28 protein-coding genes, 4 tRNA genes and 2 pseudogenes are annotated in these 26204 nt (G+C 34.9%); 9 read left to right on the top strand and 25 right to left on the bottom strand.

The window, feature by feature from the left end:
• Window positions 1-138: 138 nt before the first annotated feature.
• On the bottom strand, window positions 139-2307 hold the full coding sequence (locus DL897_RS07770; protein WP_113658571.1) for a glycoside hydrolase family 3 N-terminal domain-containing protein: 2169 nt from the start codon (window positions 2305-2307) through the stop codon (window positions 139-141).
• Here DL897_RS07770 and DL897_RS07765 point away from each other — a divergent pair.
• Window positions 2289-3458 (top strand): tetratricopeptide repeat protein, encoded by a 1170-nt coding sequence (locus DL897_RS07765; protein ID WP_113658570.1) that lies wholly within the window; start codon window positions 2289-2291, stop codon window positions 3456-3458. The genes DL897_RS07770 and DL897_RS07765 overlap by 19 nt on opposite strands.
• A gap of 383 nt (window positions 3459-3841) precedes the next feature.
• Here the strand turns inward: DL897_RS07765 and DL897_RS19020 are convergent.
• The 5 genes and pseudogenes from DL897_RS19020 to DL897_RS07740 form a co-directional block, all read right to left on the bottom strand.
• Window positions 3842-3985, bottom strand: a pseudogene (locus tag DL897_RS19020) (N-acetylmuramoyl-L-alanine amidase); the annotation flags it as partial.
• Between the two features lie 1166 nt (window positions 3986-5151).
• Entirely contained in the window at window positions 5152-5319 is a 168-nt protein-coding gene (locus DL897_RS18190) for a hypothetical protein (RefSeq protein WP_168188705.1), read from the bottom strand.
• Between the two features lie 357 nt (window positions 5320-5676).
• Window positions 5677-5985, bottom strand: a complete 309-nt coding sequence (locus DL897_RS18835) for a deoxynucleoside kinase (protein WP_168188704.1) — start codon at window positions 5983-5985, stop codon at window positions 5677-5679.
• A gap of 31 nt (window positions 5986-6016) precedes the next feature.
• Window positions 6017-6295, bottom strand: coding sequence for a deoxynucleoside kinase (locus DL897_RS18830; RefSeq protein WP_113658566.1), 279 nt, complete (start codon window positions 6293-6295; stop codon window positions 6017-6019).
• 62 nt (window positions 6296-6357) lie between these two features.
• Window positions 6358-6795 (bottom strand): NUDIX hydrolase, encoded by a 438-nt coding sequence (locus DL897_RS07740; protein WP_113658565.1) that lies wholly within the window; start codon window positions 6793-6795, stop codon window positions 6358-6360.
• A 383-nt stretch (window positions 6796-7178) separates the two neighbouring features.
• On the opposite strand from DL897_RS07740, the gene DL897_RS07735 reads away from it, so the two are divergent.
• Window positions 7179-7901 carry a hypothetical protein gene (locus DL897_RS07735; protein WP_113658564.1) on the top strand — a complete coding sequence of 241 codons (723 nt, stop codon included), beginning with the start codon at window positions 7179-7181 and terminating at the stop codon, window positions 7899-7901.
• Window positions 7902-7959: 58 nt separating this feature from the next.
• Here the strand turns inward: DL897_RS07735 and DL897_RS07730 are convergent, their stop codons facing one another.
• Both DL897_RS07730 and DL897_RS07720 read right to left on the bottom strand, forming a co-directional pair.
• On the bottom strand, window positions 7960-8244 hold the full coding sequence (locus tag DL897_RS07730; RefSeq protein WP_240627296.1) for a DUF6262 family protein: 285 nt from the start codon (window positions 8242-8244) through the stop codon (window positions 7960-7962).
• A gap of 471 nt (window positions 8245-8715) precedes the next feature.
• Window positions 8716-9222 carry a hypothetical protein gene (locus DL897_RS07720; RefSeq protein ID WP_113658563.1) on the bottom strand — a complete coding sequence of 169 codons (507 nt, stop codon included), beginning with the start codon at window positions 9220-9222 and terminating at the stop codon, window positions 8716-8718.
• Between the two features lie 30 nt (window positions 9223-9252).
• On the opposite strand from DL897_RS07720, the gene DL897_RS18825 reads away from it, so the two are divergent.
• Window positions 9253-9381 (top strand): hypothetical protein, encoded by a 129-nt coding sequence (locus DL897_RS18825; protein WP_276308564.1) that lies wholly within the window; start codon window positions 9253-9255, stop codon window positions 9379-9381.
• 215 nt (window positions 9382-9596) lie between these two features.
• Here the strand turns inward: DL897_RS18825 and DL897_RS19015 are convergent.
• A pseudogene (locus DL897_RS19015) lies at window positions 9597-9986 on the bottom strand (WbqC family protein).
• A gap of 10 nt (window positions 9987-9996) precedes the next feature.
• Window positions 9997-10275 (bottom strand): tetratricopeptide repeat protein, encoded by a 279-nt coding sequence (locus DL897_RS07700; protein ID WP_145962207.1) that lies wholly within the window; start codon window positions 10273-10275, stop codon window positions 9997-9999.
• Between the two features lie 588 nt (window positions 10276-10863).
• On the opposite strand from DL897_RS07700, the gene murA reads away from it, so the two are divergent.
• Window positions 10864-12159, top strand: a complete 1296-nt coding sequence (murA, locus tag DL897_RS07695) for a UDP-N-acetylglucosamine 1-carboxyvinyltransferase (RefSeq protein WP_113658559.1) — start codon at window positions 10864-10866, stop codon at window positions 12157-12159.
• Window positions 12160-12225: 66 nt separating this feature from the next.
• On the opposite strand, the gene DL897_RS07690 is transcribed toward murA, so the two are convergent.
• The 5 genes from DL897_RS07690 to DL897_RS07670 form a co-directional block, all read right to left on the bottom strand.
• On the bottom strand, window positions 12226-12657 hold the full coding sequence (locus tag DL897_RS07690; protein WP_113658558.1) for a PIG-L deacetylase family protein: 432 nt from the start codon (window positions 12655-12657) through the stop codon (window positions 12226-12228).
• A gap of 140 nt (window positions 12658-12797) precedes the next feature.
• The gene (locus tag DL897_RS07685) at window positions 12798-13040 is read right to left on the bottom strand and encodes a hypothetical protein (RefSeq protein ID WP_113658557.1); all 243 of its coding nucleotides are present in this window, start codon (window positions 13038-13040) and stop codon (window positions 12798-12800) included.
• Between the two features lie 100 nt (window positions 13041-13140).
• The gene (locus DL897_RS07680) at window positions 13141-13569 is read right to left on the bottom strand and encodes a hypothetical protein (protein ID WP_113658556.1); all 429 of its coding nucleotides are present in this window, start codon (window positions 13567-13569) and stop codon (window positions 13141-13143) included.
• 54 nt (window positions 13570-13623) lie between these two features.
• On the bottom strand, window positions 13624-13920 hold the full coding sequence (locus DL897_RS07675; protein ID WP_113658555.1) for a hypothetical protein: 297 nt from the start codon (window positions 13918-13920) through the stop codon (window positions 13624-13626).
• Window positions 13921-13936: 16 nt separating this feature from the next.
• Window positions 13937-14227: a hypothetical protein gene (locus tag DL897_RS07670; RefSeq protein WP_113658554.1), complete on the bottom strand. Its 291-nt coding sequence runs from the start codon at window positions 14225-14227 to the stop codon at window positions 13937-13939.
• Window positions 14228-14624: 397 nt separating this feature from the next.
• Between DL897_RS07670 and DL897_RS07665 the strand changes: the two genes are divergently transcribed.
• Window positions 14625-15998 carry a helix-turn-helix transcriptional regulator gene (locus tag DL897_RS07665; protein ID WP_113658553.1) on the top strand — a complete coding sequence of 458 codons (1374 nt, stop codon included), beginning with the start codon at window positions 14625-14627 and terminating at the stop codon, window positions 15996-15998.
• A gap of 86 nt (window positions 15999-16084) precedes the next feature.
• Here DL897_RS07665 and DL897_RS07660 read toward each other — a convergent pair whose 3' ends face one another.
• Window positions 16085-16345, bottom strand: coding sequence for a hypothetical protein (locus DL897_RS07660; protein WP_113658552.1), 261 nt, complete (start codon window positions 16343-16345; stop codon window positions 16085-16087).
• A 99-nt stretch (window positions 16346-16444) separates the two neighbouring features.
• Between DL897_RS07660 and DL897_RS07655 the strand changes: the two genes are divergently transcribed.
• From DL897_RS07655 to DL897_RS07640, 3 genes are all read left to right on the top strand, one after another.
• Entirely contained in the window at window positions 16445-17356 is a 912-nt protein-coding gene (locus DL897_RS07655; RefSeq protein WP_145962206.1) for a hypothetical protein, read from the top strand.
• 428 nt (window positions 17357-17784) lie between these two features.
• On the top strand, window positions 17785-18078 hold the full coding sequence (locus DL897_RS07645) for a YdcF family protein (protein WP_113658549.1): 294 nt from the start codon (window positions 17785-17787) through the stop codon (window positions 18076-18078).
• Window positions 18079-18410: 332 nt separating this feature from the next.
• Window positions 18411-19085 (top strand): site-specific integrase, encoded by a 675-nt coding sequence (locus DL897_RS07640; RefSeq protein ID WP_113658548.1) that lies wholly within the window; start codon window positions 18411-18413, stop codon window positions 19083-19085.
• A gap of 530 nt (window positions 19086-19615) precedes the next feature.
• On the opposite strand, the gene DL897_RS07635 is transcribed toward DL897_RS07640, so the two are convergent.
• The 6 genes from DL897_RS07635 to DL897_RS07610 all read right to left on the bottom strand — a co-directional run bounded on the left by DL897_RS07635 (window position 19616) and on the right by DL897_RS07610 (window position 20916).
• Window positions 19616-19690: transfer RNA gene (locus DL897_RS07635), tRNA-Val, on the bottom strand.
• 9 nt (window positions 19691-19699) lie between these two features.
• Window positions 19700-19775 (bottom strand) — tRNA-Ile (locus DL897_RS07630).
• Between the two features lie 7 nt (window positions 19776-19782).
• Window positions 19783-19859, bottom strand: a tRNA-Asp gene (locus DL897_RS07625).
• A gap of 5 nt (window positions 19860-19864) precedes the next feature.
• Window positions 19865-19940: transfer RNA gene (locus tag DL897_RS07620), tRNA-Met, on the bottom strand.
• 78 nt (window positions 19941-20018) lie between these two features.
• The gene (locus DL897_RS07615) at window positions 20019-20198 is read right to left on the bottom strand and encodes a hypothetical protein (RefSeq protein WP_113658547.1); all 180 of its coding nucleotides are present in this window, start codon (window positions 20196-20198) and stop codon (window positions 20019-20021) included.
• 202 nt (window positions 20199-20400) lie between these two features.
• Window positions 20401-20916: a phosphatidylglycerophosphatase A family protein gene (locus DL897_RS07610; RefSeq protein WP_113658662.1), complete on the bottom strand. Its 516-nt coding sequence runs from the start codon at window positions 20914-20916 to the stop codon at window positions 20401-20403.
• 272 nt (window positions 20917-21188) lie between these two features.
• On the opposite strand from DL897_RS07610, the gene DL897_RS07605 reads away from it, so the two are divergent.
• Window positions 21189-21701 (top strand): 2'-5' RNA ligase family protein, encoded by a 513-nt coding sequence (locus DL897_RS07605; protein ID WP_113658546.1) that lies wholly within the window; start codon window positions 21189-21191, stop codon window positions 21699-21701.
• 149 nt (window positions 21702-21850) lie between these two features.
• On the opposite strand, the gene DL897_RS07600 is transcribed toward DL897_RS07605, so the two are convergent.
• The 3 genes from DL897_RS07600 to DL897_RS07590 all read right to left on the bottom strand — a co-directional run bounded on the left by DL897_RS07600 (window position 21851) and on the right by DL897_RS07590 (window position 25911).
• Complete coding sequence (locus DL897_RS07600; RefSeq protein ID WP_113658545.1) at window positions 21851-22696, bottom strand: PHP domain-containing protein; 846 nt, start codon at window positions 22694-22696, stop codon at window positions 21851-21853.
• A gap of 457 nt (window positions 22697-23153) precedes the next feature.
• Window positions 23154-24617, bottom strand: a complete 1464-nt coding sequence (locus tag DL897_RS07595) for a hypothetical protein (protein ID WP_113658544.1) — start codon at window positions 24615-24617, stop codon at window positions 23154-23156.
• 274 nt (window positions 24618-24891) lie between these two features.
• Window positions 24892-25911, bottom strand: coding sequence for a 3D domain-containing protein (locus tag DL897_RS07590; RefSeq protein WP_168188703.1), 1020 nt, complete (start codon window positions 25909-25911; stop codon window positions 24892-24894).
• Window positions 25912-26204 lie beyond the last annotated feature (293 nt).

Raw genomic sequence — 26204 nt, 5'->3', positions numbered from 1 at the left:
CCTTATTATATGCTATTAAGCTTAATAACATCAAGAAATTAAAAGTCAGATTATATAAAAAAAACACCGAAATGGTGATTTTTAATTTAGGATAAATAATGTCTAAACATTTTACATCTCATTTTTAGTCTTTAGTGATTATACTGTCCAATTTACCTTTAAAAAATCAGATAATGATTCTATCGATAATTCATATGGATTATATAGAGCAATGCTTAAATCAGCACGACCTATCATCAGATCTTGTGGAGTTCCTAATGCAACATGAACAATAATCTTATTATGTTTGGACAAAATATTCAATAATGAACAAAAGGACTTAATTTCACAATCATCGCAAAAATAAAGATCATATGTTCCAATAATAATATATTTATCATGAGTAAAAAGAGGTGGAATTTCTTTTTTTCTTAGATCAATTTCAAAGTAGTGTCCCGGAAAATAGTTTAGTATTTTCTTGATATTACTTGTACTTTTCCATGAACTATCAGCTCGTGTCTGTTTCATAGGAAGTATATTAAAAACTAATATTTTCTCATTTAGTTTAAGCCTTAATGGTACAATATTTCCCTTATCTTTAAAAACTGTTAGGCATCTATTAGATATTTTCTTAGCTAATCCAGTATGTATCTTGTTAAGCTTATTCAATGAAATATCAGGTAATTTATTAATCCCAAAAGTTTTACGTAACATCCAAACTCTCTTTACTGATTCATTTAATCTCTGTTCTGAAATTTTTCCTGTTAAAATACTCTGTTTTAGTGCTTCATATACCTTAATTTTTAGTGTAGCTGATCTTTCATTACTTTTTTGCATAGCATTAGAATCATACTTTTCCTTAGAAAAGTCTGGATCAATTAATATAATGTCTGCTCCAACTTCAAACGCCCTTACTGCTATTTTTCCAATGTCTCCATAAACTTTATTTAAAATAGGTATACTAATATTTTCTGTAATTATAACACCATTAAAGCCCAAATCTTGTCTTAAATAATCAATAACTTTTTTTGACATAAATGCAGGATAAAAAGGATCAATATCTTTCACAATTAGATTACTAACCATTATACTTGACACATTTGCTTTGATAGCCTCTATAAATGGAATTAAATGTGCAGGAGAAATAGAAGGTATAATAGGAATATCTATATGGGAGTCGACATTGGAATGCCCTAGACCTGGGAAATGTTTAGCTGTTGCGGCGACTCCTTGCTCTTGCATTCCTTTAATAAAAGATGACGCTAAAAGTGCTACTTTTTTAGGATCCTCACTAAAGCACCGATTACCTAATGATGGATTATTTGGATCAAGTACATCACAAACCGGAGCCAAGTTCCATGTTATACCTAAACTACGCAACTGTTGACCAATAGCTACTCCAACTTCATACGCAAGCATGTCATCATTTAAAGCACCTATAGCTCTATTGCCTGCAAACAAAATAAAATTCTCCCAATCAATTGTATTTAACCTCCCCCCCTCTTGATTAATGGTAAGCATGACAGGAACCGAACTAATGTTGATAATATAAGATAAATAAGATTGAAGTTTATCTATATCAGTAATCCGATCTTTGTTAATTTTGTTTAGTCCTATTCCAAATGTGTTTATAAGTCGTTGATCTTCCTTATCATTTACAATTGGCCACTCAAAGCCGGGCTTTATTATTAATCCTAGCTTTTCCTCTAGAGTAAGTTTAGTAACGTCTGTAACTCCTTCCATAAGAGGTGCTTGCTTAATTCCTAAAATCCCTCTTGTAAAGTACCCATAAGGGACATCTACATTCTTTAAATTCCGATGTCCTAGTCCTAATAGTATGGAATTGTTAATAGAAGAGCCCTGAAAATTGCTACCACCAAATAATAATAAGCGATGTTTACGAGCAAACATTTTCCACTTTATTTGTTCCTTTTTAGTTAAACAGGGATGAATAACCTCAACCCCATCTAATCCCATATCAATCAACAGTTCAATAATAGAAGGTATCCTTTCTGAATATGAAAGTACTGAGATACCTTGATAATCTTTGATTAATTGAATAGTTTTTTTAGTTGAGAGAGGAGCGTTTTTTAAGGATTTAATAAATCTTTCTTTTCTTAAACCCTCACCATATCCAATAATTTTTTCTATTTGTCCTAACTCTCTCACTGGTATTTCTATACCAGGGACAACATATATTCCTAATTTTTTTCCTATCTTATTGGCTTCATCTAATCCTTGAACTGACATATAATCTGTAATTGCAATTGCTTCTATCCCTAAAAATTTGGCAGCTTTGACGATTTCAGTTGGACTATATTTCCCCAATCCAAAGTTTGTATGTACATGTAAGTCTACTCTTCCTTTTCGAGCAAGCCAGTCATTATATAGACATGGTTAACTTTGAAGAAGCATGGGAAATATTAGGGGAAATATTAGGGGAGTTGGACATTGATAAAAATAACCTTTTACTCATTGATATTTCTTATCTAAAAGGGAAATACTATGAGGGTCTTGGAAAATGGAATGAATCCATAGAACACTATCAAAAAACGATAAAACTAGTTGATTGTCATCCCGAAAAAAATTGTACTAACCTAAAAGCTGCTAGCTTTAACGGGTTAGGTAGAATCCACCATCGTTTAAACAATCTAGATCAAGCATTATTTTTTGTAGAAGAAGGATTAAAATATTTTGTTCATGATGGGAACCGAAGCTACATTGAGCATAACCTTTATATAAACAAGGTGATTTATCTAGAGAAGTTAAACAGAGATGATGAAGCACTAGCATTAATTGAAAAAATTTGGTCTAAAATACTCCATATCGTCAGCTCAGAAACCGTTCTTAATCTATATCAAATGAGAGCTCACTTATGCAACAAATTGGAACTGTTTGAGCAAGCTATTTGCTATGCATTTGAAGGGATCGAAATGGCACGAATAAATCGAATGTATGATCGTTCCTTTGAACTTTGGGCTACCCTAGCCGATATTTACAGTAAAAAGGGTTACTTTCGAAATGCAGAAATATGTTTCAAATCGTCTTTGGGGCTAAAACACAAGATCAGGAATAAATACCTACTCGCACCAATATATACATCATTAGGTTTATTATACTTAGAAACTGAAAAAGTAGAGCTGTCACAGTCGGCAATAGAGGAAGCCATATCTTTAAGTATCCAATCAAAAAATGACTTTTATATTCTAGACTCTAAAGTAGCAATGGGTGATCTCCTTGTGAAAAAAAAGTCAAACCTAAAAGCTAACAAGTTTTATACAGAGGCATTGAAAATCGCTGAAAAATATAATCTCTTAGAACAACAAAGTAAGATACTAATGAAAATGGCCAAAAGCTATGAAGATCTAAATGTAGATAAGTATAAAAAATGTGTAGACCAATACTTTCAGGTTGCTATACAATTGGAAGTGAAACAGAATATAAAGCGAAAACAAACTACATTTCCCCCAAGAGATTAATTTCAAAATTCATATTCCATTGGGAAGAGGTGAGAACATGAAACTATTACATCAAATAATTGGTGATCCACCACCAGATCAACCATTATAACAGACAGTCTACCTCTTTATCGAAATCATTATTTATTCAAAATACTTAATCCAACCCTACTTTTAATTATAAGAAGGGTTGGATTTTATCTAGTTAACCAAGATCCTAGTGACAGGCTTAAAAATGGAACATAAAAAGAGGGAAACCCATGATTTTTAGAAATATTGTTTATCTCTGCCCATATTATTAGTATTTTAGAATTAAAAAAGACGAACCAGTAAATTGACTGACTAGGTTCGTCTTTTATTTGAAACTCTATTTTTTGATAGAAAAGAGTCCCAACATGATTATTTTAGGGAGACCATATTTTATCAAGTGCTGAAATATGAGCTCTCGCAATCTGTATAACATTCATTGGATCTCTCAAAATAGCCAAGTCTTTCAAACAATCAATAAACCCATTTTCAGTTAAAAGTGCAGGCATGTTGGTTTCGCGACAAACATGAGATCTTGCTGCTGTGGCTTACGATCCTTAAAAAAGGATAGTTTTTCCATGATGCTACCATGTAGTAAATTTTGAAGTACAAGCGTACAATACTTGGTCGAATAATCCCCACTATAACTATAAGATTCTCAACCAATACTACCACCAGCATTAATATGGATACTTAAATAAAAATCGGCTCACCGTCGATTTGCTTTCTTGGTGCGTTGTGACAATGTTAGACTGAACCTAATGGCGTTCGTCAACAATGAAGACTCTTTGCCTTCGGTGAGACGCACCGACGGCACAAGCTGTAAATACCAACGCCCGGAGATTTAGCCTTCACTTTCCAAGTCAGATAACATATCATCGAGTGCCAACTTGATGATTCCAGTAACATTCTCTCCAAGCACCCAAGTAAGCTTAAGATCCCGTATAATCCAAAACATTTCTGGCCAGAGGTGACGGTGATCTGCTTTGCCTCTTTGCTTCCCGGCAACGAAGTTAATTGTTCTATTTTTATCATACTATGATTAATTTTTAATGAAAAAAATGTAAATTTCACTAGAAATATCAAACACTTTTGATGAAGATTTTTATTTATCATAGAAAAATATAGTATAATTAGTATAAATCTACTACTTTAACAAAATGATTTGATTATTCTGATCCGGGGTAAAATTAAACTATAAAAGAGGTGATATGATGATTGGTGCTTCACCTAGCACATAATATGTAGGTAAGGAGAGAATGATATGTTGTTTAAATTTGAGCCTGATCCACCTGATAACTAAAAAGTATGGACTTCTAAGGTAATTAGATAATTAGAGATCCTTCAAACACATAATACGTAGATAAGGAGAGAATGATATGTTGTTTAAATTAGAGTCTGATCTGCCTGATTAAACTAAAAGGTATAAATTCCCAAATAAAAACCCCCTTGATATTCAAGGGGGTTGTCTGGTGGGCAGTACTAGGATCGAACTAGCAACCTCTACCGTGTCAATCTAATGCGCTTATGCTTTCTAGTATACCTTAGTGCAATAAACCCAAATTTAGTGCGACTTTTCAGGATTTCGTAGATCAAACCGCTCCCTTTTATTTACCCAAATTCACGTAAGTGCGTGGTCAAAATGTGGTCTTGGATATCGGGGATACATGGCTGTATATATCCATCGTCACGGCTGTTTGGCTATGCCTTTTGTACCCGTTTGAGTGGTAAATAGGAACGTTTTGTTTTTTTCCGGCTCCTCGAACCTGATAATTTCTTCTCCAAGGTACTTCTCTAGCGCCACATCCAAAGTTGGTACACAACCAAATTGTTTTCCAATGAAATTCTTTTTCATAATTGATTCCCCCTTGTTCTTTAGCTTGTGTGTATATTAACTAAATATTCTGATATTGTCAATATAGTTTTGTTATTTTAATTAAATAAATATATTTTTATAATAAATAGAATGAACCTTACTGAATTACAAAAAGGTGAAAGTACCTGATAAAAGGTTCTTTTCAAGAAGGCAACTAATAATAGCTACAGACAAAAAGAAAATCCCAATTCTCGTTTGAGAGTCAGGATTTATTTCGTAAGCCAGTATACTCATTATCAAAACCGAAAAGGTAAATATATATTTTAATTTAAATTGATATGATAAATATTCTATAATCTAGAGGTTAATAACCTTATCATCTGGTATACGCATGCATTAGTAATATCTATTTTTTAGTTTTTTTATTTTTTGGTCTATTAAATCCAGAACCTCTCTTTTATCTTCATTTTTTAGAATATCATATTTATCCGCATCAATAACTAACATTTCTCGGAAATGAGTCTGTTTATATATCCAACTATCATATTGACTGTGAAGGAGCTTAAAATACTCAATCTTACTTTCTTCTTGCTCATAACCGCGTCCTCGTTTCTTAATTCGCTTTAATGCAGTCTCAAAAGAGCCTCTAAGATAAATTAGTAAGTCAGGCTCTATATCTTCTGTAAATAACTCAAAAGTAAGCATATTATATGCCATCTTTTCTTCGAAAGATATGTTACAGTTCATATAATACCTCAACAATTAAAGCATCTTCATAGATACTTCGGTCTAATATACCATAAGGATGACCTTGTGCACTTTTAATATTCTTCAACCGTTTAGATAAAAAATAGATCTGCAATAAAAATGCATATTGTTTGGGATTTTTGTAGAACATTTCTAACACTGGATTTTGATCTACTGGTTCATAGTATACTTTTCTATCTAAATGCTCTCCAAGGACAGCAGCATATGTGGTTTTACCGATCCCGAACATACCCGCAAAGCAAATCATATTTAACCTTCCCTTTTTTAAATTACCCCTTCGACTATTTAAATCGAAGGGGCTTATACTTTTTAGTTCCAGCCAAAGCTATCAAACCATTGATCTTCCTTGTAATTGTTAATAGCTCGTAGAATATATGGAATGATATTGGTAGGAAGATCATTCAAGGGAAAAAATCTCAAGTCATCACATTTATGAGGCTCTAAATTTTGAATTTCTCCTTCCCAATTTTTTACTACAGCAAAGAAATCTACACGCTCGTCGCCAGCTTTCCGATGCATTACTCCAACAATCTCCACATTTTCTTCTTTAAGATCAACCCCTGCTTCCTCTTTTGCCTCACGGATAGCTGCCTGAATTACAGTTTCTCCTCCATCTAAATGCCCTGCAACTACGGAATAATTTCCATCTTCATAGCCAGTATTAAATCGACGTAACAAAAGAATATTACCATCCTGAATGAAAAAAAGATGAATAGTTACTGGAGCAGTGAAGCGATTTTTTGCCATGTTTGTAATCCCCTTTATTCAGAAATTTTATATCGAACAATTACTATTTTAATAATATATAATCTATTTTGTCTATTGTTTGTTGTGTTAAGTTGACACCAGAAGCTTTAACACTTTGTTGAATTTGATCAGGTTTACTAGCCCCAACAAGGGCATTAGCAAATATAATGAAAATAGGCCAATATCATTAGGGAACTCCTCCCCTACCAATATATATTATAAAACAATGTCAAAATGTAGATTTCTTGATATCAGTAGGCTTAGACTCCTCCCTACCCCACCGAAAGGAGAGAAAAGTCCAAGAAATCGCAAGAAAAGAGTGATTTTGGAACTAAGAAGGGAAGAAGAAAATTATAATCTCTTATAATGGGTGATTTAGGAAAATGGAATTGTTAGTTCGAGGATTGGCACGTCTGCTTGGAGTTAATCCCAATAACTTCCATAGCCATGTACATGATGTTCAGATTGAAACAGTAAGTACGGAAGACTTAACGTCTGACATCTATCAAGGAGACGAGTCAAGTTTATCAATTGATCTTACCAAAATAAAAACTCCTGATGACATTTTTGGAATTGATGATCTTGAAGCACCACGCTGTTATCGTTGCTCCAATGTCAATCCTGGCTTCATTTGGCATAAACGCTATTATTGTGGTAAATGTTTAAGGGAAAAAGATGTCTTACTTGGTGAACTTCATCCAGCAGTCGTTCCTAAGCTTTGGCGTGTCGGTTTAGTAGTACTTAAAAATAGTTTCCGCTTGCCGATCTTATGGAACTATGATGATACCGACACCATTTATATGTTTCAACGAGCCAAGAAAAAAGACAAGCTATGGGAGGTATACGACTTGGCAGAGAGTCGCGTCTATATCGATCCCAGAACCGTTCAAGTGATTAAGGAACCAATAGATCTATATTCTGAAGAGTGGACGAAACCTGTTGGAGTAAAAAGACGCAAGCCAAAACATCCTGAAATAATGGAACTGATGGCGATTAGGGAGCAACAGGATCAAGGGTTGAAAGGTGTACCGAAAAGAGTACCGTATGAGTTGTTGAAAGCATATCAGATGAGTACAGATAAATTTATTAAAGGGAACATCAAATAATGTTTCTTATAAAAAAGGAATACTATTTGTCGGTTAGAATTAAGCATCAATTGCAATTTTATGAATGAATTGTTTCTCCTAAATATAATTGACGTTTTACAGCTTTGGGAGATTTGACCTGTTGCTGTTGTTGTTTACGGAGTGTTTCAATACGCTCACGAAACTCTGGGTGGCTGTACAGATAAGACTTAGAGACCTCTGCTTCGCAGGAGACAGAGTTAAAGTTAATTCGTTCATTTTTTTTAATCAATTGCTTAATTGCTTGCTCAACTTGTTGAGCGGTTTCTTCACGTTTCTTTTTTGCCAGGGCTACAATGGCACCTGTTGAACGCTTATGTGTCATTGTAATACACCCTTTTCTTTAGTAATTTGTGCATCAAAGAGAACTTTCTTGGCACTGTCTCCCCAATGAGACTTGCCTTCGGCAAGTTGATCTCGAATCTTGATGAGATTATCCAGTTGTTACTTGGTCTTCTCATTGTAGATCGGATAGTTCTGCGTCATCTGAATATGCTCTTCAACACGCTGAATTTCCCTCTCAAAGTCAGACAGATTGTCAGGAGTGGTACAGAAGTTGGGGCAAGTCAGACATGGTGTCACTACATAAGGGCATCCTTCTTTTTTAGAAGCTAGACAAAATCCAAGAGGTACTCTGATAGGGGTATATTCGAGATACACACAAAAGCGGTATGATAAATGGATAAAAATGTAAAATCCCGATTTTCAACCAGTTACATAGTGGAAATCGGGTATAAATATATGAAATTATGTAGTTTATAAATAGTAATATTAGGGCATAGAGAATAGTAGAAATCTATATAGAAACTACGCTTGGCTCAACTATTTGAATTTGTACCCCGTTCCTGGATTCTATTTTAACTTCCGCAGGTGGAGCTTTCACATTCTCCCACAACCATTTGCATATCTCATCTCGATCATCCATATTTCCAGCAAATCTGATTCCGTAATAATCAAACACTACTCTTTTAGACCTTAGGCTTATATCTTTTTCAGAATCGGCAAAGAATTCACAAGCGATTGGTGGGTATCCCAATACCTTTCCTAGTAAAATAATAGCTTCTCTAGATTTCTTTTTAAGTCCCTTTGATTCATTGAGGTACTTTTCTTTCATATCTTCGCTTTGAAAGAATAAGGTTCCTCGATCAAATATTTCATCTGGATTATCAAAGTCTTTTAATTCATATTCTATGATGTTGGGATATTTTAGACTAAGAAGTTTTTTGAATATATCATGTTCATATGTATGAGAACATAACAAAGCTGGTTTAATGCCTTTAATAAATGCTTCTTGTTTTTTCAATACTCACAACCTCCTAAGGAGCGTGATTGGATGGCAGCGAAAGAATGGGTTTGTCCAAATGGGTGTGGTATGGAATTTAAATCTGAAAGGGATGACCCAATCTGTCCAGACTGCTCTGACCAAGAGAAAGGAATAAAAGTGTACATGGTTGAAAAATAAAAGCGACTGGGATTACCCCAGTCTTTTTTTATTTCCATCTATTATAGCATTTCTCCTTTGCTTATAAATTAGTGACGAGATGTTTATCTGTATGTTCACAAAGTTGTATATTTCTGAACATACAGAGGTACAGCGAAGGAATCATGGATTTCTCCTTTTTTTGTGTACAAAACCTTGTAAACTTATGTATGTTCATAATCATATGCTGTTTTAAGTTATTTCACACAAGAACGGAGGTATTTAGTTATTATATTTAAGTCTACTAATTTGGTCCATTGTCTTTCGTAAACAGTTAATAATTTTTCAAGAGTAGGTAGACCTAGAGATTTCCGATAAGACATGATAATAGATTTTTGATGATCTACCCAACATCGCTTTGAATTATCAATAAGAATCGAGTTTATTTTTGTATCCTGATCAGCATATTTCACAGGCACTGTTAACCAAAATGGATGATTCGAAGTCATAATTCCATTTCTATTTTGAAATCATCGACGGTTAAACTGTGCATTATCAAGAATGATGTATATAGCACTCACCATAATCTTGTTGAAATATCCACCCCATGCTAGATAAGTCGGTTGGTGAATTGAGAAAATGATCATATTATTCTAACTAAATAAATAAATCATATTTCATTCCTGGCAATACAGATGAAAAGGGATGGACACAAGGTTTCTGATCTAAGCGGGCATCACGTAAAAAGCTACAACGTTTTACAGCTTTCTTGAAATATGTTATCGCTTCATCATGGTATCCCATTTTTTGAAGTAAGATTCCCATGTTCACAATAAGATGCGTCATGTTGGGGAAAGCCTGCATAGTACTTTCTAACCACTCTTTTGCTATACACAGTTCATCTAACCCGATATAGGACAAGGCGATCCCATTCATCGCTTCCAAAGGCCAGATCGGAGAGAATTACGACTCCATATATAAGGATATTTTAATATATTACAAAAAATGAATCTATTCTTTCTCGAGTGGGCACATTACATGATTACGCTAAATATTTAATGATAATAAATAAACAATGTCACACGAATCTTCCGATATTAATTGATAAGAAACATTCCGAAAACAGTTTTTTAAGAAGCGATTCTTTGTTATTTTAAAGACTCTTTTTTGGTGCTTTCTCTTTTATTAGCTCGTGTATCCATGGATGTTGAATATTCATGGGATCGAATACCCTTCTTCTAAGGTTTGTACAGCAATAGACAATACATACCATTTACAAAATACAATCAATTCGTTAAACTAAAAAGCGGTTGTTAAGTTCGTTTTAGGGTATGCCATAACAATTGATTAAACATGAAAATACAGCAAACAGCTAGTGCCAATCTACATATATTCGAAAGAAGATTATATCATAAAATCAAACTCACACTAGATACCATTTTGGCATATATTGTATTGAAATGAACTTTTTTCAAATTTTACCATTTTTATTGGTATTATCTAATTAATTATGGAGGGCTTAACGTGGATAAAATTACGGTTCAAGGTGGAACAAGATTAAAAGGAACAGTCAAAGTCGATGGTTCAAAAAATTCGGTCTTACCATTAATTGCAGCTTCTATATTGGCTACTCGCAATAAAACAGTTATTGATAATGTCCCAAGTTCATTAGTGGATGTAATAATCATTACCCAATTACTGAAGAAACTCGGAATAGATGCAAATCTATCCAATGATCAAGTTGTTATTGATGCAGAGGACTTTGATTTAACCGAAGCATCATATGATTTAGTTAGTAAAATGAGAGCATCTGTTACAGTTTTAGGCCCTCTCCTTGCTCGAAAAAAACATGCTCGAGTCGCCTTGCCTGGTGGTTGCAAAATTGGAAATCGTCCAATTGATCAACACTTGAAAGGATTAGAAGCATTAGGAGCACAATTTAATATCCAAAACGGTTATGTTGAGGGGTATGTTCCCAAAAAATTAAGGGGAAGCAATGTTTACCTTGACATTCCAAGTGTGGGGGCTACTCAAAATATAATGATGGCTGCTACACTTGCAGAAGGTGCAACCACAATTGTCAATGCCGCTTGTGAACCTGAAATCATAGATTTAGCAATTTTTCTAAAGTCCATGGGTGCTAAAATTGAAGGTGCTGGAACACCTTTCATTCAGATTTATGGAGTTGATATTTTACATGGAACAGAATATACAGTAATCCCTGATCGGATTGAAGCTGGGACTTATATGATAGCTGCTGCAATTACTCGTGGAGAAGTTTTTGTAGAAGGGGCCAAATCAGAACATTTAACTTCTTTGATAGTTAAATTACGTGAAATGGGAGTTCAGTTACTAGAGTCAGCAAAAGGTATACATGTTAGTGCAAAAGATGATCTAAAGCCAACCACTGTAAAAACACTTCCTTATCCTGGTTTTCCTACGGACCTTCAAGCACAAATGATGGCTTTACAATTATCAATTAGTGGAAATAGTCTGCTCACAGAAACTGTTTTTGAAAATCGCTTTATGCATGTAGAAGAGTTCAGAAGAATGGGGGCCTCTGTTAAAGTCACTGGGCAAACAGCCCTTATTGAGGGTGGAAAGCCACTTATGGGAACAGAAGTAGAAGCAACAGATTTAAGAGCTGGCGCTGCTATGATTTTAGCTGGATTAGTAGCAAGTGGAACTACTACAATAACTGGCTTACATCATATAGATCGTGGATACGTAGAACTTGTTGAAAAGTTCCGTAGTCTAGGAGCTAAGATAGAACGTGTTCCTTTAAAAAACTCTATTGTTTCTCAGAGTTCACTTTCATAATACATGAAGCCCTTGTTCCGAAAAATATGGAACAAGAGCAAAACTCATTTTTTGTCCATTTAACAATTAGTATAAATGTACTCCTTGATTTTTAAAGCTATTTTTAATGCATTTGTTGCTAACCAATTGACTTAATACTCTATGATCAGGGTGGTAATCGGCAGGATTATGAGTAAAGATGATGTCAGGTCTATTATCGTGGATTAACCCTCTTATTATGTTGTAAGATTTTTGATCATAAATTAATTCCCCGTCTGGAAAATCTAAGAATATAGGTTCAGTGTCCAAAAAAGAAGCTGCATATTTTGACTCGTTTTTTCTTATTTTAATAAGTTTATTTGGCTCTATCTTTCCTCCTTTACTTCCATCCGTTGCGACTACATAACAAATCTCACACTCTCTTTTTTTATATTTCAACAAAGTACCACCCATGAAGTATTCTATATCATCTGGATGAGCTCCGATTGCCATTACTTTTATACCAGTTTTCACGTTCATCACCTTATTTCCTATAAATTTTCATCAATCAAACACGTCATAAACCTTCCCTGCAAACACACGAATCCCTCATTAGATTCAACACAAATAAAATGTATTGAATCTAAGCTATATCATTTAGAATTTCGATTTGGAGAATATCATAAGTCTTCTTCTCCACCTTTCAGCCAACGAATGAGAAATGAATTTTTCCATTTTCCAAAAATATTTAACTTATCTTCTCCCAAAACAGGCCCACGCATATCATCCCAATGATAACCATAAGCTGATAGAAATTGATCAATCTTCTTCCTCCTAGTAATGGTTTTGATCCGATTTGATGATAATTCGAGGATATATAAAGTCTGGGTACATCGATCAATCCAAAACTTGATCAGACTCATTTTTTAACCCCCGGAATATTCAAAATATGTTATAATAATGTTGAATGTATTTTTAAATGGATTGCCTCCCACAATGACGGCAATCATTGTGGGGGACTTACTAATAATTCTTTGCTTTAATTTTTTTCGTTGAGATCAGCTGGTTGGAGCTAACATATTGCTTTTTCTGCTTAATCAATTCCTGTATTTGCAGCAACAGTTGTTTATGGATTATTTCGATCGTTTGGTACCTTACATTTTTCGATTCTTCCTCATCTTCCTTTTCTAAACTCCAAAGAAATCTCGCCTGTAGTTTCTTACCTACTGTTGTATCAAAGAAACGAAAAGCTAAACTATAAAATAGCTTGTTGGCAAGGAGCTCTGGAGCTCGTTCATCTCTTATTTTTTCGACCATGATTTCAACTTGATCTACCTGTTCATTTTGTTTTTCTTTATACCGGACTCTTATGTCGAAATGTTCAGTCAACATAGAGATGACCTTTTGAATATCCTGTGAAGAACCTTTTAATGTCATTTCTACTTTGGGCATCTCTCGATTCTGACCTCCTCTAGGTTATCGAGACATCATATAGTAACTCTCTTTCTACCAGTAGATATCATTTACTTTTCCTTTAATCCATGTCACTCCGTTATCTGATTTAACTACTTGAGCATTACGCAAATCTAGCAAAAGCTCTTTCTCATTTGAGGTTGTAATTTGGAGAACAATCGGCTTGCAAACTGGGTTAATCAAATCAAACACAGTATAACCAATAACATTCTCATCCAAAAACTTGTTGAAAATTGATTCAGTAATAACATGGTACTGAGGAAGTGACTTAAAGTCTTTCATAAATAAATTTACCTTATTACGATCACCAAGCACTTGCATTTTTATCAACTTTCAATTCCTCCTATTATCCAAATATATCGTAGACTTTGCCAATGATGAGCTTAGTTTGATCCATTTCGATGACTTTACCGTCTAAAAGATCCAATTCAATTTTATTTCCGTCCGAAGTGGTTATTTTTACAAGAAGAGATTGACGTGATTTTTCACTCATTTCAATTGTTGCTCCCACTCTGAGGTTATCCGAATAAAAGCAGTCTTTTTCTTTAAAATGCGTGATAACATCGTATTTTTGGGATTTTACATTGTCTAAGAAGGTTTCTACTTCTTGAGGTTCACCTTTTACATACAGCTTCATCTGCATCTCTCCTAATATTTTTCTAGAATAAAGTATCGAGAAACTGCTTAAATCATCATACAAAGTCTAAACAATACTTAATCTATTACATCGAGACCCCCTAAGGCTTATTGCAGTTACTATTCACCAAACTCGCAATTTTTAATTTGTGACCCAATCTCTAAACCATTAAAAATATTCTTACCAATAGTATATAAACAACTAAAATTCAATTCAAATTAATGGTTCGGTTAAATGAATACATTTTTACGTTGTTCAAGAGAAAATTTTCATAAATCAACATATATATATCGTTAATCATTCGAAAAAGTTAAATTATGCGGTTTAATTTTCGTCAAATCAGAAAACTGTTCAAAAAATACAATTTTTTGTACTATGGAATTGGGAGGGGGAACCAATGGAAAACTTTGATATAATAACGCAAGGAAAGATCATTCGAAAACATCGAAAGCAAAAGGGATTACGTTTAAAAGATTTGGCAAAAAGATGTGGCATTTCTATAGCTACACTTAGTAAAGTTGAGAAAGGGAAAGCTCAGACCAAAATAGAAAATCTAGAGAAAATTTTCAAGGAATTGGATATCAACTTTGACAATCTAACACTTATAGATCCAGAAGAAAAAGCTAACAACGAAGAAATTGTTTTCGATTTATTAATCATAGAACAAGATTTAGACATGTATAACAAAGAACAAGCCATCAATGATCTACGAAAATTAAATCTTCAAGAGGACAATCCACATATGGCAGTTGTCCATTACCTAAAAGGAAAATACCTAAATAAAAAGAGAAATTGGAAAAAGGCGAACTTCCACTTCCATCAAGCAATTCGTCTCTATGATGAGAATTACAAGAAAATTTCCCAAACGAATATTAAAGCCGCTAGTTACTGTGAATTAAGTAGGACTTTTTATCATCAGGGATACTTGCAACAGGCATTAAACTATGTTCAAAAGGGTTTAGAAAGCTTCATTTTTAAAGGTGAAAGAAATTACTACTATTTCCATCTACTTATAAATCAAGTAATTTATCTATTCAAATTAAACAATACAGAAGAAGCTTCTCGTATTTTAGACAATATGTGGAAAAAAAGAGATGAAATTGATGGAACAGATGTAATATTGAATATGTATGAAATGAAAGCTATCATACTTAATAAGTTTCAGTTGTACAATGAAGCAATTAAGTATGCCTTGAAAGGTATTGAAATTGCACGTGTATATAAAATGTTCGACCGTTCTTTTGAACTTTGGACTACCTTAAGTACTAGCTATAGTAATCTCGGAAACCTTCACAAAGCAGAAAAATGTCTCTCTAAGGCTCTTAACTTAAAAAAGAAAATTAATAAAAAGCACTTATATACCAAAACCTATCTACAGCTAGGTCTAGTATATAATAAGCTTGGCAATAGCACCGAGGCAAAGAATAATTTGGAATTAGCAGTTAAGTATGGTAAATATGATAAATTTGGATGTTGCGAAGCTTATATTGCATTAGGGGATTGGTATTTAATACAAAAAGTGCATTCTGAGGCTAAAAATTATTTTCATAAGGCATTCGAATTGGCAGAAGTGCATAATTTTAATATAGAAATTACTTTAGATGCTTTGTCTAAATTAATAAGATGTTGTAAAATGACAGGTGATAGCAAATATAAGGATTATACAGACTACTATTTCGAACTTCAAGAAAAGTCACAATCAGGAGGTGATTTTATTATGAATACACAGATCAATAAAAAGTACTCACAACCAGATCCCCCCGAAGGTTAATATTTATTAAATTCAACAGAATAAGCTACTACTTAAATAAAGCACTTACCCAATGCTACTGGTAAGTGCTTTATTTAAGTAACGGATCATTTTTTTCTTTTAATTAATATTTCATGTTCCCTTAAGTTGATCAATTCTGTAATTATATCTATTACCATACTACAATTTGCTGTCAACATTTTCTCTTTCCATTCTCCATTTTCTTTCACAAGAATTTGATATCCTTTTTGTTCTTGAGTTTTCTTTTTCCAGCCAAACGCCTTTTCAAGTGCTATCACATGAGCCTCTGCGATATCACCCAAGCCGTTAAGTCCGAGACAAAGGAAAGATTCAATTCGCCATAACATTGCTTCCCTTTTAGATTTTCTTCCACAACTACTCCAGCGTTTTCATCCCAAAGGCTCAGATTAACCCAGTCCCTATTCAACACCAGCACAATGAATACTATGGAACTGTGGCATAATGACCTGCTTTCACAAGGAATAACCGCTTGTCAAGATTTGTATTTTAGTGGTCAACCTCATCAGATCGAGGCTATTTTGCCATTATATTGTAGTCAGACAGCATTACTTTCTCGTCAATCATCACCAATTCAGCAGGAGGCTGCCAAACTTGCTTCTCTAGCTCATCTATTGGCATGTGAATTATTTGCTGATCGAGAAAATTTCGGTGCAGCAGAACAAGCTGGGAAAACAGCGTTTATGTATGGTCAACTCGCTGGTGACGTAAACTTACAGGTTGCATCACTCATTGGTTTAGGGAATATTGCTTTTCATCGGAAGTTGAGCAGCATCGCATTGCATGTATTTCAAAAAGCAATATCATTGATGGATCATGCGACACCACTGCTGAAAGGGAGGACTTATGCTGGCATTGCGGAGGTATATGCAATGCGTGGACAATTTCAGGAGACCATGCGAGCATTGGGACTGGCTTATCAGTATTTCCCTCTCGAACCCGAAAAAGACCCAGCGTATCCATATTTGCGTGCATCTCGTTACGCACTCTATGTCTTTGGAGATGCTCAATCTCGTCTCTTCCTTAATCAACCAAAAGAAGCTAATGAAGCACTGATTGCTATGGAAAAAGAAACAAATGATCCTGAAATAGAGCCAATCACGAAACTAGATTTGCTCTATTATCAAGCAGAGGTACAAATTCAAAAGAGGGAAATGGACCAAAGTATTATCATTTTGACTGAGGCAGCAACACTTGCAAAAGATCTTGGGTCACGCCTATATTTTGATAAACTTGTTCATAGTTTTAACGAATTGAATGTGAAGTGGCCGAAAGAAAGACGTATAACTGAATTGGAAGAATTGTTTCTTCCATGGGCTATTGAGTTGCCTGATTCTTAAGGTTTGGGGTAATGCCGCCCGCGATGATCGACGCGACTACTAAGTTGATGTGTTCCATTCGTCCAATCCTTTCATCAGGTATTTGTCGACTAGATACATTCGATATGCATCATGTTCTGCATGGGCTAGGGTTATCGAGCTAGGATAATCTGGATAATTGCTCGATTGTAGCCTCACTAATTATGATCCTACACTAATTCGAGGCCGTGCAAGATTACTTATTCAAAAAGCAGAAGCTTATTATGGACTTGGTATCCTTGATGCTTGTGTTCATAACGCACAAGATGCTTTTACCCTTGCCCGCTCAGCTGGATCATGTAAGATTATAAGTAGAATAAGAGCATTACATGATAACTTGTTACAAACTTCATGGAGAAAGGATAGGTACGTTGCTGATTTGAGCGACGTACTTGCTGAGTGTGAGTGAAATGAAAACTATATTGCTTCTTATCAGTTTTATCTTGTTATTACTAGTAGTTTGGTTTTTTTTCTATTTAAAAGGAAGGCAATTTGCATTACGGGATCGTCTTCACAAAGCTGATGCGATTATTGTGCTTGCAGGCACAAGAGGAAATATCAAATTTCTAGATGGTAAGATCTGTACTGCCGTAAGCTTATATCACCAAGGATGGGCTCCTTATATTATCTGTAGTGGTAGATTTAGCGTGAAAAAAGGGAGACCTTTTGTAGCAAGTGTTCAAAGTCTTTGTAATAGTGGATAAATAGGAAAACTTGAGATCGTGATAGGGACTCAAGTTTTTCCATTTATAATATGAAGAAAGACAATATCTCCATATTATTTCATGAGATATTGCCTTTCTATCTGATGCATATTTTCGTTTCAGACTTAAAGAACTAAACAAATCGTTAGTTTTAGATATGTTACCAAGATTATTCCCGTCCAAATTTCGATTTTTATCTCTTTTCCAATTAAATACTTTTTCTAGAACCACAACATGCGATTTTGCAATCCATTTTAATTTATCAATACTCTTCAAAACAACTGAATCATATCCCGAATCAATAAACCCATTCTCAGTCAAAAGCACAGAGATTGATCCCCCGCAATCCTACCAGCTTAGTCGTACCACCAAAAACAGAAGAAAAAGAAAAACAAACATGGACGATTCAAGAAGTGAACCAATTTCTTCATTACACCAAAAATGAGCCTTTACACGTCGCTTACTTACTCGCGATCTATACTGGGATGAGAAAAGGTGAGATTCTAGGACTTCGCTGGAAAGATTGTGATCTCGAACAAGGGAGAATTAGTGTAAAAAACGTACTAGCTCGAACCAGTAAAGAACTGATTTTTCAAGAACCAAAAACAAAAGGCTCCAAAAGAAACATCCAAATTACGCCTGATGTCATCCAAGCTTTAAAACAACACAAACGTAAACAAAATGAAAACCGCTTAAAGCTCGGACACGCTTATCAAGATCACGATCTGGTGGTTTGCACAAGCTTAGGAACACCCATGATCCCCCGAAATTTAACTCGCCATTTTGACAGAATGATCAAAGAAAGCGGTGTACCTAGAATCCGATTCCATGATCTCAGGCACTCGCACGCCACCATTATGCTTCAACTCGGAGAGCATCCCAAAGTAGTTAGCGAAAGGCTTGGACATAGTCGAACTGGCATTACTTTAGACATCTATAGTCATGTAATCCCAACTATGCAAGAAAAGGCTGCTCAAAACTTCAGTAAGGCATTAAATAACAACTAAAAAATTTACTAATAATCAATCCCGGTCTTCCAAGATTCGGGATTAATTGTTCTATCTTTATCATACAATGATTAATTTTAATAAAAAAATGCCCATTTTGTCAGAAATGTCAACCCCTTTTGATGAAGAGTTTTATTTATGATATAAAAATACAACTCAATTAATATAAGTTATTTAAACCAATAAAATAGTTTTACTATTCTGATTAAGAGGAAAATTAAATTATAATATCAAAAGAGGTGATATGATGTTTAAATTTGAGTCTGATCCACCTGATTAAACTAAAAAGTATGAATTTCCAATGTAATAGCTTCGTGGACAAGAAAAATTACTTATGAGGTGAAACGATGATGATTGGTGATCCTCCTAATCCAGTCATAAATTAATTATTAAGTTTCATCATGCTTAAAAAGTCAGTTAGCTCCAATCTTTCACTTAAGTGCGTGGTCAAAATGTGGTCAATTGCCCGATTTCCACCTAATTAAATCCCATGCAAAACAAAAAACCCCTTGATATTCAAGGGGTTTGGTTGGTGGGCAGTACTAGGATCGAACTAGCGACCTCTACCGTGTCAAGGTAGCGCTCTCCCACTGAGCTAACTGCCCGTATACTCATGGTGGGCCCAACAGGACTCGAACCTGTGACCGATCGGTTATGAGCCGACTGCTCTACCAACTGAGCTATAGGCCCGGGCATATGGCGGAGCTGACGGGATTCGAACCCGCGATCTCCTGCGTGACAGGCAGGCATGTTAGGCCTCTACACCACAGCTCCAAGATTGGTTGCGGGGACAGGACTTGAACCTGCAACCTTCGGGTTATGAGCCCGACGAGCTACCAATTGCTCCACCCCGCGCCAGTGATAAGGTATTTGTTTATCAGCAGTGACAATTAATAATATATATCATATTGATAAAAAGTGCAAGCATTTTTTTTATTTTTTTCCCCAAGAGTATCTTACACCAAATCTGCCATTTTTCGAACGAAATACTTCTACTTCTTCAGGACAGTCATAACCATATACCCACCAGTCTTCTAACATACGTGTTGCTAAGCATTTCGCTTGGAAACGAGAATCATATAGTCTAGCCCAATAAACCCAACGATTATTCATTAGCTTTCCTCCTAACTAACCTTACTTTTCATCTTAGATATCTACTCGCATATGATGCTCTACTCTGGTTATTTCTATAACCAAACTAGATAAAAAAACGATTCAACTTGTATCAAAATCACATCCTATGCTCTAAAAAAGAAGCTGTAGCATCATATAGCTAACAGCTTCTTTTTTTCTTATGTTTTATTAAATATCATTCTCAACTAACGTGTTGATCTGTACTCGCTTTCCCCAAATCATTAAGAGACTCTTCCTCATCACGCATACGATGGGCTAATCGACTAGAAGCCGCAGCTGCAATACTAGCCACTAAATCATCCATAAAAGTATGAATGGGGCCACCTTTTTTGGTATCTAGTTGTTTAATAAGCCCTATTTTATGTTTATCCAAATGACCAAAAGTCGTTACAGCAATACTTCCATAACCAAATACAGAACCCAATGCTAAAGTTTCATCACAACCAAACAGACCTTCATCATTACGAACCAATGATAATAACGGCTCTGACAACATATTTTTTTCAGCCAACAAATCCAGTTCAATCCCAACGAGAATAGCATGTTGAATTTCTCTTTTATTTAAAACAGCTAAGACACTTTCTACACAGCTTTCCATCTTTAAATCGGGAGCATAAGGTGACTGCATTTCATGAACGATCTCAGCGATAGCTTCAATAGTCACTCCTCGATCTTTCAGCTTTTGCATCGCTGCCATTTTTACTTCATTACTATGAATGCGTCTCAATGGTCATTCCTCCCAAGTCCATTTTGCTATCGGTATATGTATCTTAACATATTCGAGCCTTTATAAAGTAAAATACTCATTCAAAAGAGGTTATTCTTTGGTCTAATTATTCGTGTGAATAATATGAATTTTATAACCCGAATACAATACGATTGTAAAAAGATTTACCCTTCAATATGAATAACGATTTACGATATAATAGAAAGAAGCAGCGCCTTTTCATTTACTGAGGAGGGATTTTAATGTACTTTGGTATTGCTTTATTTCCACAACAACATGTACAAGATATCGTAAACTCTTATCGAAAAAGATATGATCCTCATTATAACTTTATAGCTCCTCATATTACGATTATCGAGAAGTTTGAGCTAGGTGAAAATGAGATGCTCTCCCTGATTCCTAAGTTTGAGGAAATCGCCAAAAATACGGATTCCTTTACCATTGAAATGAAAAAAGTATCTCACTTCTTTCCAACAAGTCCTACCATTTATTTATCCATTGAAAACCAAGAGCCTATTATCCATCTTCATCAGCAGCTACTTAAAGAATTAGATTCTCACAAGCCAACTTATGACTTTATTCCACATCTCACTATTGGACAAAAGATGTCCGAAGATGAACTTCATGATGTTTATGGAAGCTTACGAATGCATTCTTTTGCGCTGACATCACTCATCGATCGTTTTCATCTATTATATCAATTAGAAAATAAATCTTGGGTCAATTACCAATCCTTTCTGTTGAAGAAACGTTAAATAGTGAAAAAGGAATCAATCTGTAAGATCGAAACAACAAAACCTATATAAAAGAAAAAGGCGTCTAACAAAATGGTTAAACGCCTTTTTCTTTTACATGGGCTTAGTTAAATTAGAATGTTAAACAATTTCAGATGCCAAATTGACCTCTACTTATTCGAGCCAGACTTTTTTTGTAATGCAGCAACTTGACTGATGTCAACTGTACATGTTCCAAGCTCTGCATGATACATGGAACCTTGTCGTTCCCCGTGAAAATCAGAACCTGCCGTTGTAATCAATTGATACTTAGTAGCAATCTCTTGGTAACGTTTACGATCTTCTGCTGTATGATCAGGATGATTAACCTCTATACCTATTAAGCCATGTTGAACTAATTGAGGAATTAGATCGTCTTGTTGATACAGTCCAGGATGAGCAAGTACGGTCACTCCTCCATTTTGCTTAACAAGATCAATTGCTTCAAACGGACTTATCCGCTCCGGAGTGATATAGGCAAGTCCATCTTTCCCCAAATACTTATCAAAAGCTTCATTCATCGACCCGACTATCCCTTTTTCAATAAGTACTTCTGCTATATGTGGTCGACCAACGTTGAGCTCCTTCGAAGAGCTTTTTTTCTTTTGATTCACTTCTTCCAAAGAAATTGAAATACCTAGTTCATTTAACTTCCTAATCATCATTTCATTACGCAATTTTCTAGTATTACGTTGTTTCATAAGTAATGTACGGAAATTTTCATTATCAAATTGAATATAATATCCTAACATATGAATTTCTTTCCCATTCCATAGAGTACTGAGTTCGACTCCGGGAATCACTTGGATACCTAATTTCTTTCCTGCTTCCAGTCCTTCCGCTATTCCACTTACCGTGTCATGATCAGTTATCGCAACAGCTTGTATTCCTAGACTTTGTGCATGCTGTACTAACTGAGATGGAGTAAATAAACCATCTGAAGCTGTTGTATGTGCATGTAAATCTGCTTTTCCCATGTTTCACTTCCTACCTTGTAAATATGATTCATTATTATTTTAAGACTACCCTCTAAATTAATCATTATGGATCTGTTGAACTTACTTCCAGCCTATGATTAGTGAATAGCTGTTTATTTCAAAAATGATCCCATTTTTATATAGTGGCAATTCAAGCTATAATTAAATGTTGAAACATACTCTTAATACATTACCCTTTTTTGATTTTCTCCATCCATAAAAAACGAACAAAGAGCACCTCTGATGGAAAAGGCACTCTTTGTTATCTACACTTAGGCGACTGAACTTCATACGCTTTTTATAATACTTTCATACCTTTTCGTTGACGGAGTTTGTGATTAGTTTTACAAAGTAAAAGCGTTTTTTCTTTCGCCAAGTGTATCTTTATTATGATCATTTTCTTCTATTTCAATCCCAAAATAAAAAGACAGCCAACTACATCACAACTGGCCATCTTTTACTTATGTCCAAGCACTTGATTTTCGTTTGAAGAAGCATCTAGCAACGTTACCATGGGATATAAATTTTCCACTTGTACAAATGAGCATCCATTTTCATCTGACTGTATCAACCCTCTGACCCAAAAGCGGTAGTCTGACCAAATCGTTGGAAACCCTCGCAAATAAATGGGCTTCCACTTATTTTTCACTAATAAGACAGGACCCGCAGAAGAAACAGCTAGCATAAACATATCTGCTGTGAGATTACTATGATCTTCATTGATCGGTCGTAAACCATTCTCCCAAATCCATCTTCTTGCTTCAATTGTAATAGGCAGACTCCGAATTAAGGAAATATACACCTTTTTAAAAGTTAAATATACATTACTTATTCCTTGACTATAAAGCCAGCGAAAAAGATGCTTCGAAGTATTTAGGAAGATTTTAGAGGTAGCAGGAGTGGTTTTTGCATGTTCTAGATACCATACACTAAAATAATGATTTAGATAATCCTCATTTAACGAAGACCAGTCAAACGACTGTCCAAAGCGTAAGGAGAGATATTGATAAAGCATCTCTAGTGAGTGACTATAAAAGGTTTGGGTTATTTTTTGCAGTGGTGCAACTTGCGTAACATAAAACTGTTCCAATTGTTGTATGATTTGAATCGGTAAACCCGGATGCTCAGACTTTGCTTCAATCGTTGTTAGTAACATTTCTTCACGCATACTTTCGAACATTTCTGGAGAAGCAGAGACAAGCTTTTCGATTTTTTCTAGTTCTTTAGCCCGTTGAATTGACCAGCCGAGTACCTTCCAACCGTGTTCCCTAGCCGAGAGTTCTTGATGTTCTTCTTCTAAATGATTGTATTTCTCTAGCTGCACGAGTATCTCCCCTCTCATCTCATGCATAAAGGATATAAATGGTCCACATATCTCATATCGTTTACCTATACGAATCAACCGGGTAAAAAGAATGCTTTCTTCTGAAATAAAATCATTCTCTTTTATCACTTCATATTCTACCTGATCCACTAGTGATCGGAAAACCATACTTTCTTTCCCGACTTTTAAAACTTCGTAACAGGTAAACTGAGCATTTATTAAACTATTAACCACCCTTTCCTTTCCTAGTAACTCTTCACGCTTGTGTAACATCCAAAATTCCACAGGTCTTCTTTTCAAAATACACGGGGCATCAAATATAAGCCAAGATTGAAAGGAAGAAACGAAATTTTGGGGGATAGATTGGTCAAGAGGCAGATGTAGGAGCTGTTTAAAATGGTTAGCCCATTTTATTTGTTCCTTTAATTTCACATTCCCTTTAAACCAATTAGTTAAATCCAATAAAAAACTATTTTTATACTCTTTGTCTCTTTGCTCACGTTTTTTTTCGGCTTGTACAATCGTAATTACTCTCTCACGGCAATAATTATGTTTGTGACCGTTACCATATGGACAAGGAACATTACGACCTACCATGGATACACCTCAAATGCAGATTTCCTTTCTTCCAGTATATATGAAAATTTCGCATTAGACAAAGATATTTTAGAAAAGTGTATCTAATTACAGTAGGATCGACTAGCATAATAATGAAAGAGGTAGAGAGCATATTTTCGTCATTTGACCGATGATGTAAAACAGAGATGAGTCGAGTTCGCTACGTATTCTGGTTAATCGACACTACTAATCCAAGTATTTTTGGCAAAAAAAAACCTACAATGTATTTTTTACATTGTAGGTAGCGAGTGATTTATTTAGGTGGACATACTTTTAAGGTGAGATTGTATTTCCGACCCCATTTTCTGGTTTTACTTGGATCTACCATAAATACATCTATAATTTTACCCTTAATAACACCACCAGTATCTAGAGCTTTTCCCCAACCGTAACCAGGAACATAAACTCGAGAGTATAGTGGAATCACACTGGGGTCAACAGCGATCACACCATGACCTACTGGTGCACCTGTTGCTGTTATACTACCAACAGATCCATCATATGCGGTTGATTCAAACCCGCTCATCACTTTACAACCTGATTCATCTTGTTTTGGCTCATCTTTCTTTTCAACTTTTTCCTGTTCTTGCTTTGTTCCAATTTTAACGACTTTAGCGACTGGTTCCACTTTTTCAACCAATTTCTTTTCAACGACCGGTTTCCCATCCTTTTCAACAGGCTGGCCATTTTTAAAGAGGCTAGTTACTTGATAAATCTCTTTTCCTTTTTTCCCTTGCGTTTTTTCAACTTTTTTTCCTTTGGAAAGTTCAGGATCTTTTTCTTCTTTTACTTCAAATGGGATTTCTTTTACTTCTTTAGTAATCTTCGTCTCAACTCGATCAATCGTAATGGTGAGTCCATTCGTTATTTTCTGGTCTAATGCTGGTTTAACTTGATCCCATTTGCTAACAGTTAACTTTTGCGATTGTACAAAGGCTCCAACAGTGAGTTCGGTTGTTTTAATTTTTCCCTTATCTGTCCCATTTTCCTTTAAGGTCACTTCACAATTACAAATAAAGTTTACCTTGGTATTACTACTTAATTTTTGGTCCCATGGAACACTGGGCTTATATTGACTTTTTAGCTGATCGACATTATGTCCTTCACCTTTGAGTGCCTCAGCAAGTGTGTCATAATACCCACTAATTTTCACCTGTTCAGCTTTATCACTAAACGTAATCTCAACATTTTTCTTCATGGCGAATGCTGCGGCAGTTCCAGAGATCAACACGATTACAAGTACTGCTACACCAATGATTACACTTTTTTTCATCACATTCCCCCTGATAGAAAACCTTTTGAAATAAAAGGAAAAGATTCCCTTTATTTTCATTTCCAATATGGAAATAGACCAAGCATTTTGATTAATATGTATAGCCTGGCATCTAATCTTTAAACAACTATTTGTATTTTATACCATTAATATTAGTCGGACAAGTCGAGAACGTATGATTTGAACTAAATCTACAAAATCGCAATAAAGTATTCTCCATTTGGACAAAATAAGTACAAAAAATACCTGTAATAGTGTTTATTACAGGTATCCTAGTACAACTTATGCATCAT

The sequence above is a fragment of the Thermoflavimicrobium daqui genome (assembly GCF_003313465.1).
Taxonomy (GTDB): domain Bacteria; phylum Bacillota; class Bacilli; order Thermoactinomycetales; family Thermoactinomycetaceae; genus Thermoflavimicrobium; species Thermoflavimicrobium daqui.
Note: the sequence above shows the minus strand (reverse complement) of the source record. Positions and strands in the feature narration are given on the sequence as shown.

Coding starts and splice junctions, on each gene's coding strand:
- DL897_RS07670 (WP_113658554.1), bottom strand. CDS start 14,227: ATGAAGCTGTATGTAAAAGGTGAACCTCAAGAAGTAGAAACCTTCTTA.
- DL897_RS07655 (WP_145962206.1), top strand. CDS start 16,445: ATGGAACTGTGGCATAATGACCTGCTTTCACAAGGAATAACCGCTTGT.
- DL897_RS07665 (WP_113658553.1), top strand. CDS start 14,625: ATGGAAAACTTTGATATAATAACGCAAGGAAAGATCATTCGAAAACAT.
- DL897_RS07685 (WP_113658557.1), bottom strand. CDS start 13,040: ATGAGTCTGATCAAGTTTTGGATTGATCGATGTACCCAGACTTTATAT.
- DL897_RS07730 (WP_240627296.1), bottom strand. CDS start 8,244: ATGACACATAAGCGTTCAACAGGTGCCATTGTAGCCCTGGCAAAAAAG.
- DL897_RS07610 (WP_113658662.1), bottom strand. CDS start 20,916: ATGGCAGCGATGCAAAAGCTGAAAGATCGAGGAGTGACTATTGAAGCT.
- DL897_RS07595 (WP_113658544.1), bottom strand. CDS start 24,617: ATGGTAGGTCGTAATGTTCCTTGTCCATATGGTAACGGTCACAAACAT.
- DL897_RS07735 (WP_113658564.1), top strand. CDS start 7,179: ATGGAATTGTTAGTTCGAGGATTGGCACGTCTGCTTGGAGTTAATCCC.
- DL897_RS07590 (WP_168188703.1), bottom strand. CDS start 25,911: ATGAAAAAAAGTGTAATCATTGGTGTAGCAGTACTTGTAATCGTGTTG.
- DL897_RS07690 (WP_113658558.1), bottom strand. CDS start 12,657: ATGAACGTGAAAACTGGTATAAAAGTAATGGCAATCGGAGCTCATCCA.
- DL897_RS07700 (WP_145962207.1), bottom strand. CDS start 10,275: ATGAATGGGATCGCCTTGTCCTATATCGGGTTAGATGAACTGTGTATA.
- DL897_RS18190 (WP_168188705.1), bottom strand. CDS start 5,319: ATGAAAAAGAATTTCATTGGAAAACAATTTGGTTGTGTACCAACTTTG.
- DL897_RS18825 (WP_276308564.1), top strand. CDS start 9,253: ATGGCAGCGAAAGAATGGGTTTGTCCAAATGGGTGTGGTATGGAATTT.
- DL897_RS07680 (WP_113658556.1), bottom strand. CDS start 13,569: ATGCCCAAAGTAGAAATGACATTAAAAGGTTCTTCACAGGATATTCAA.
- DL897_RS07615 (WP_113658547.1), bottom strand. CDS start 20,198: ATGAATAATCGTTGGGTTTATTGGGCTAGACTATATGATTCTCGTTTC.
- DL897_RS07600 (WP_113658545.1), bottom strand. CDS start 22,696: ATGGGAAAAGCAGATTTACATGCACATACAACAGCTTCAGATGGTTTA.
- DL897_RS07605 (WP_113658546.1), top strand. CDS start 21,189: ATGTACTTTGGTATTGCTTTATTTCCACAACAACATGTACAAGATATC.
- DL897_RS07660 (WP_113658552.1), bottom strand. CDS start 16,345: ATGTTATGGCGAATTGAATCTTTCCTTTGTCTCGGACTTAACGGCTTG.
- DL897_RS18835 (WP_168188704.1), bottom strand. CDS start 5,985: ATGCTTACTTTTGAGTTATTTACAGAAGATATAGAGCCTGACTTACTA.
- DL897_RS07645 (WP_113658549.1), top strand. CDS start 17,785: ATGAAAACTATATTGCTTCTTATCAGTTTTATCTTGTTATTACTAGTA.
- DL897_RS18830 (WP_113658566.1), bottom strand. CDS start 6,295: ATGATTTGCTTTGCGGGTATGTTCGGGATCGGTAAAACCACATATGCT.
- DL897_RS07740 (WP_113658565.1), bottom strand. CDS start 6,795: ATGGCAAAAAATCGCTTCACTGCTCCAGTAACTATTCATCTTTTTTTC.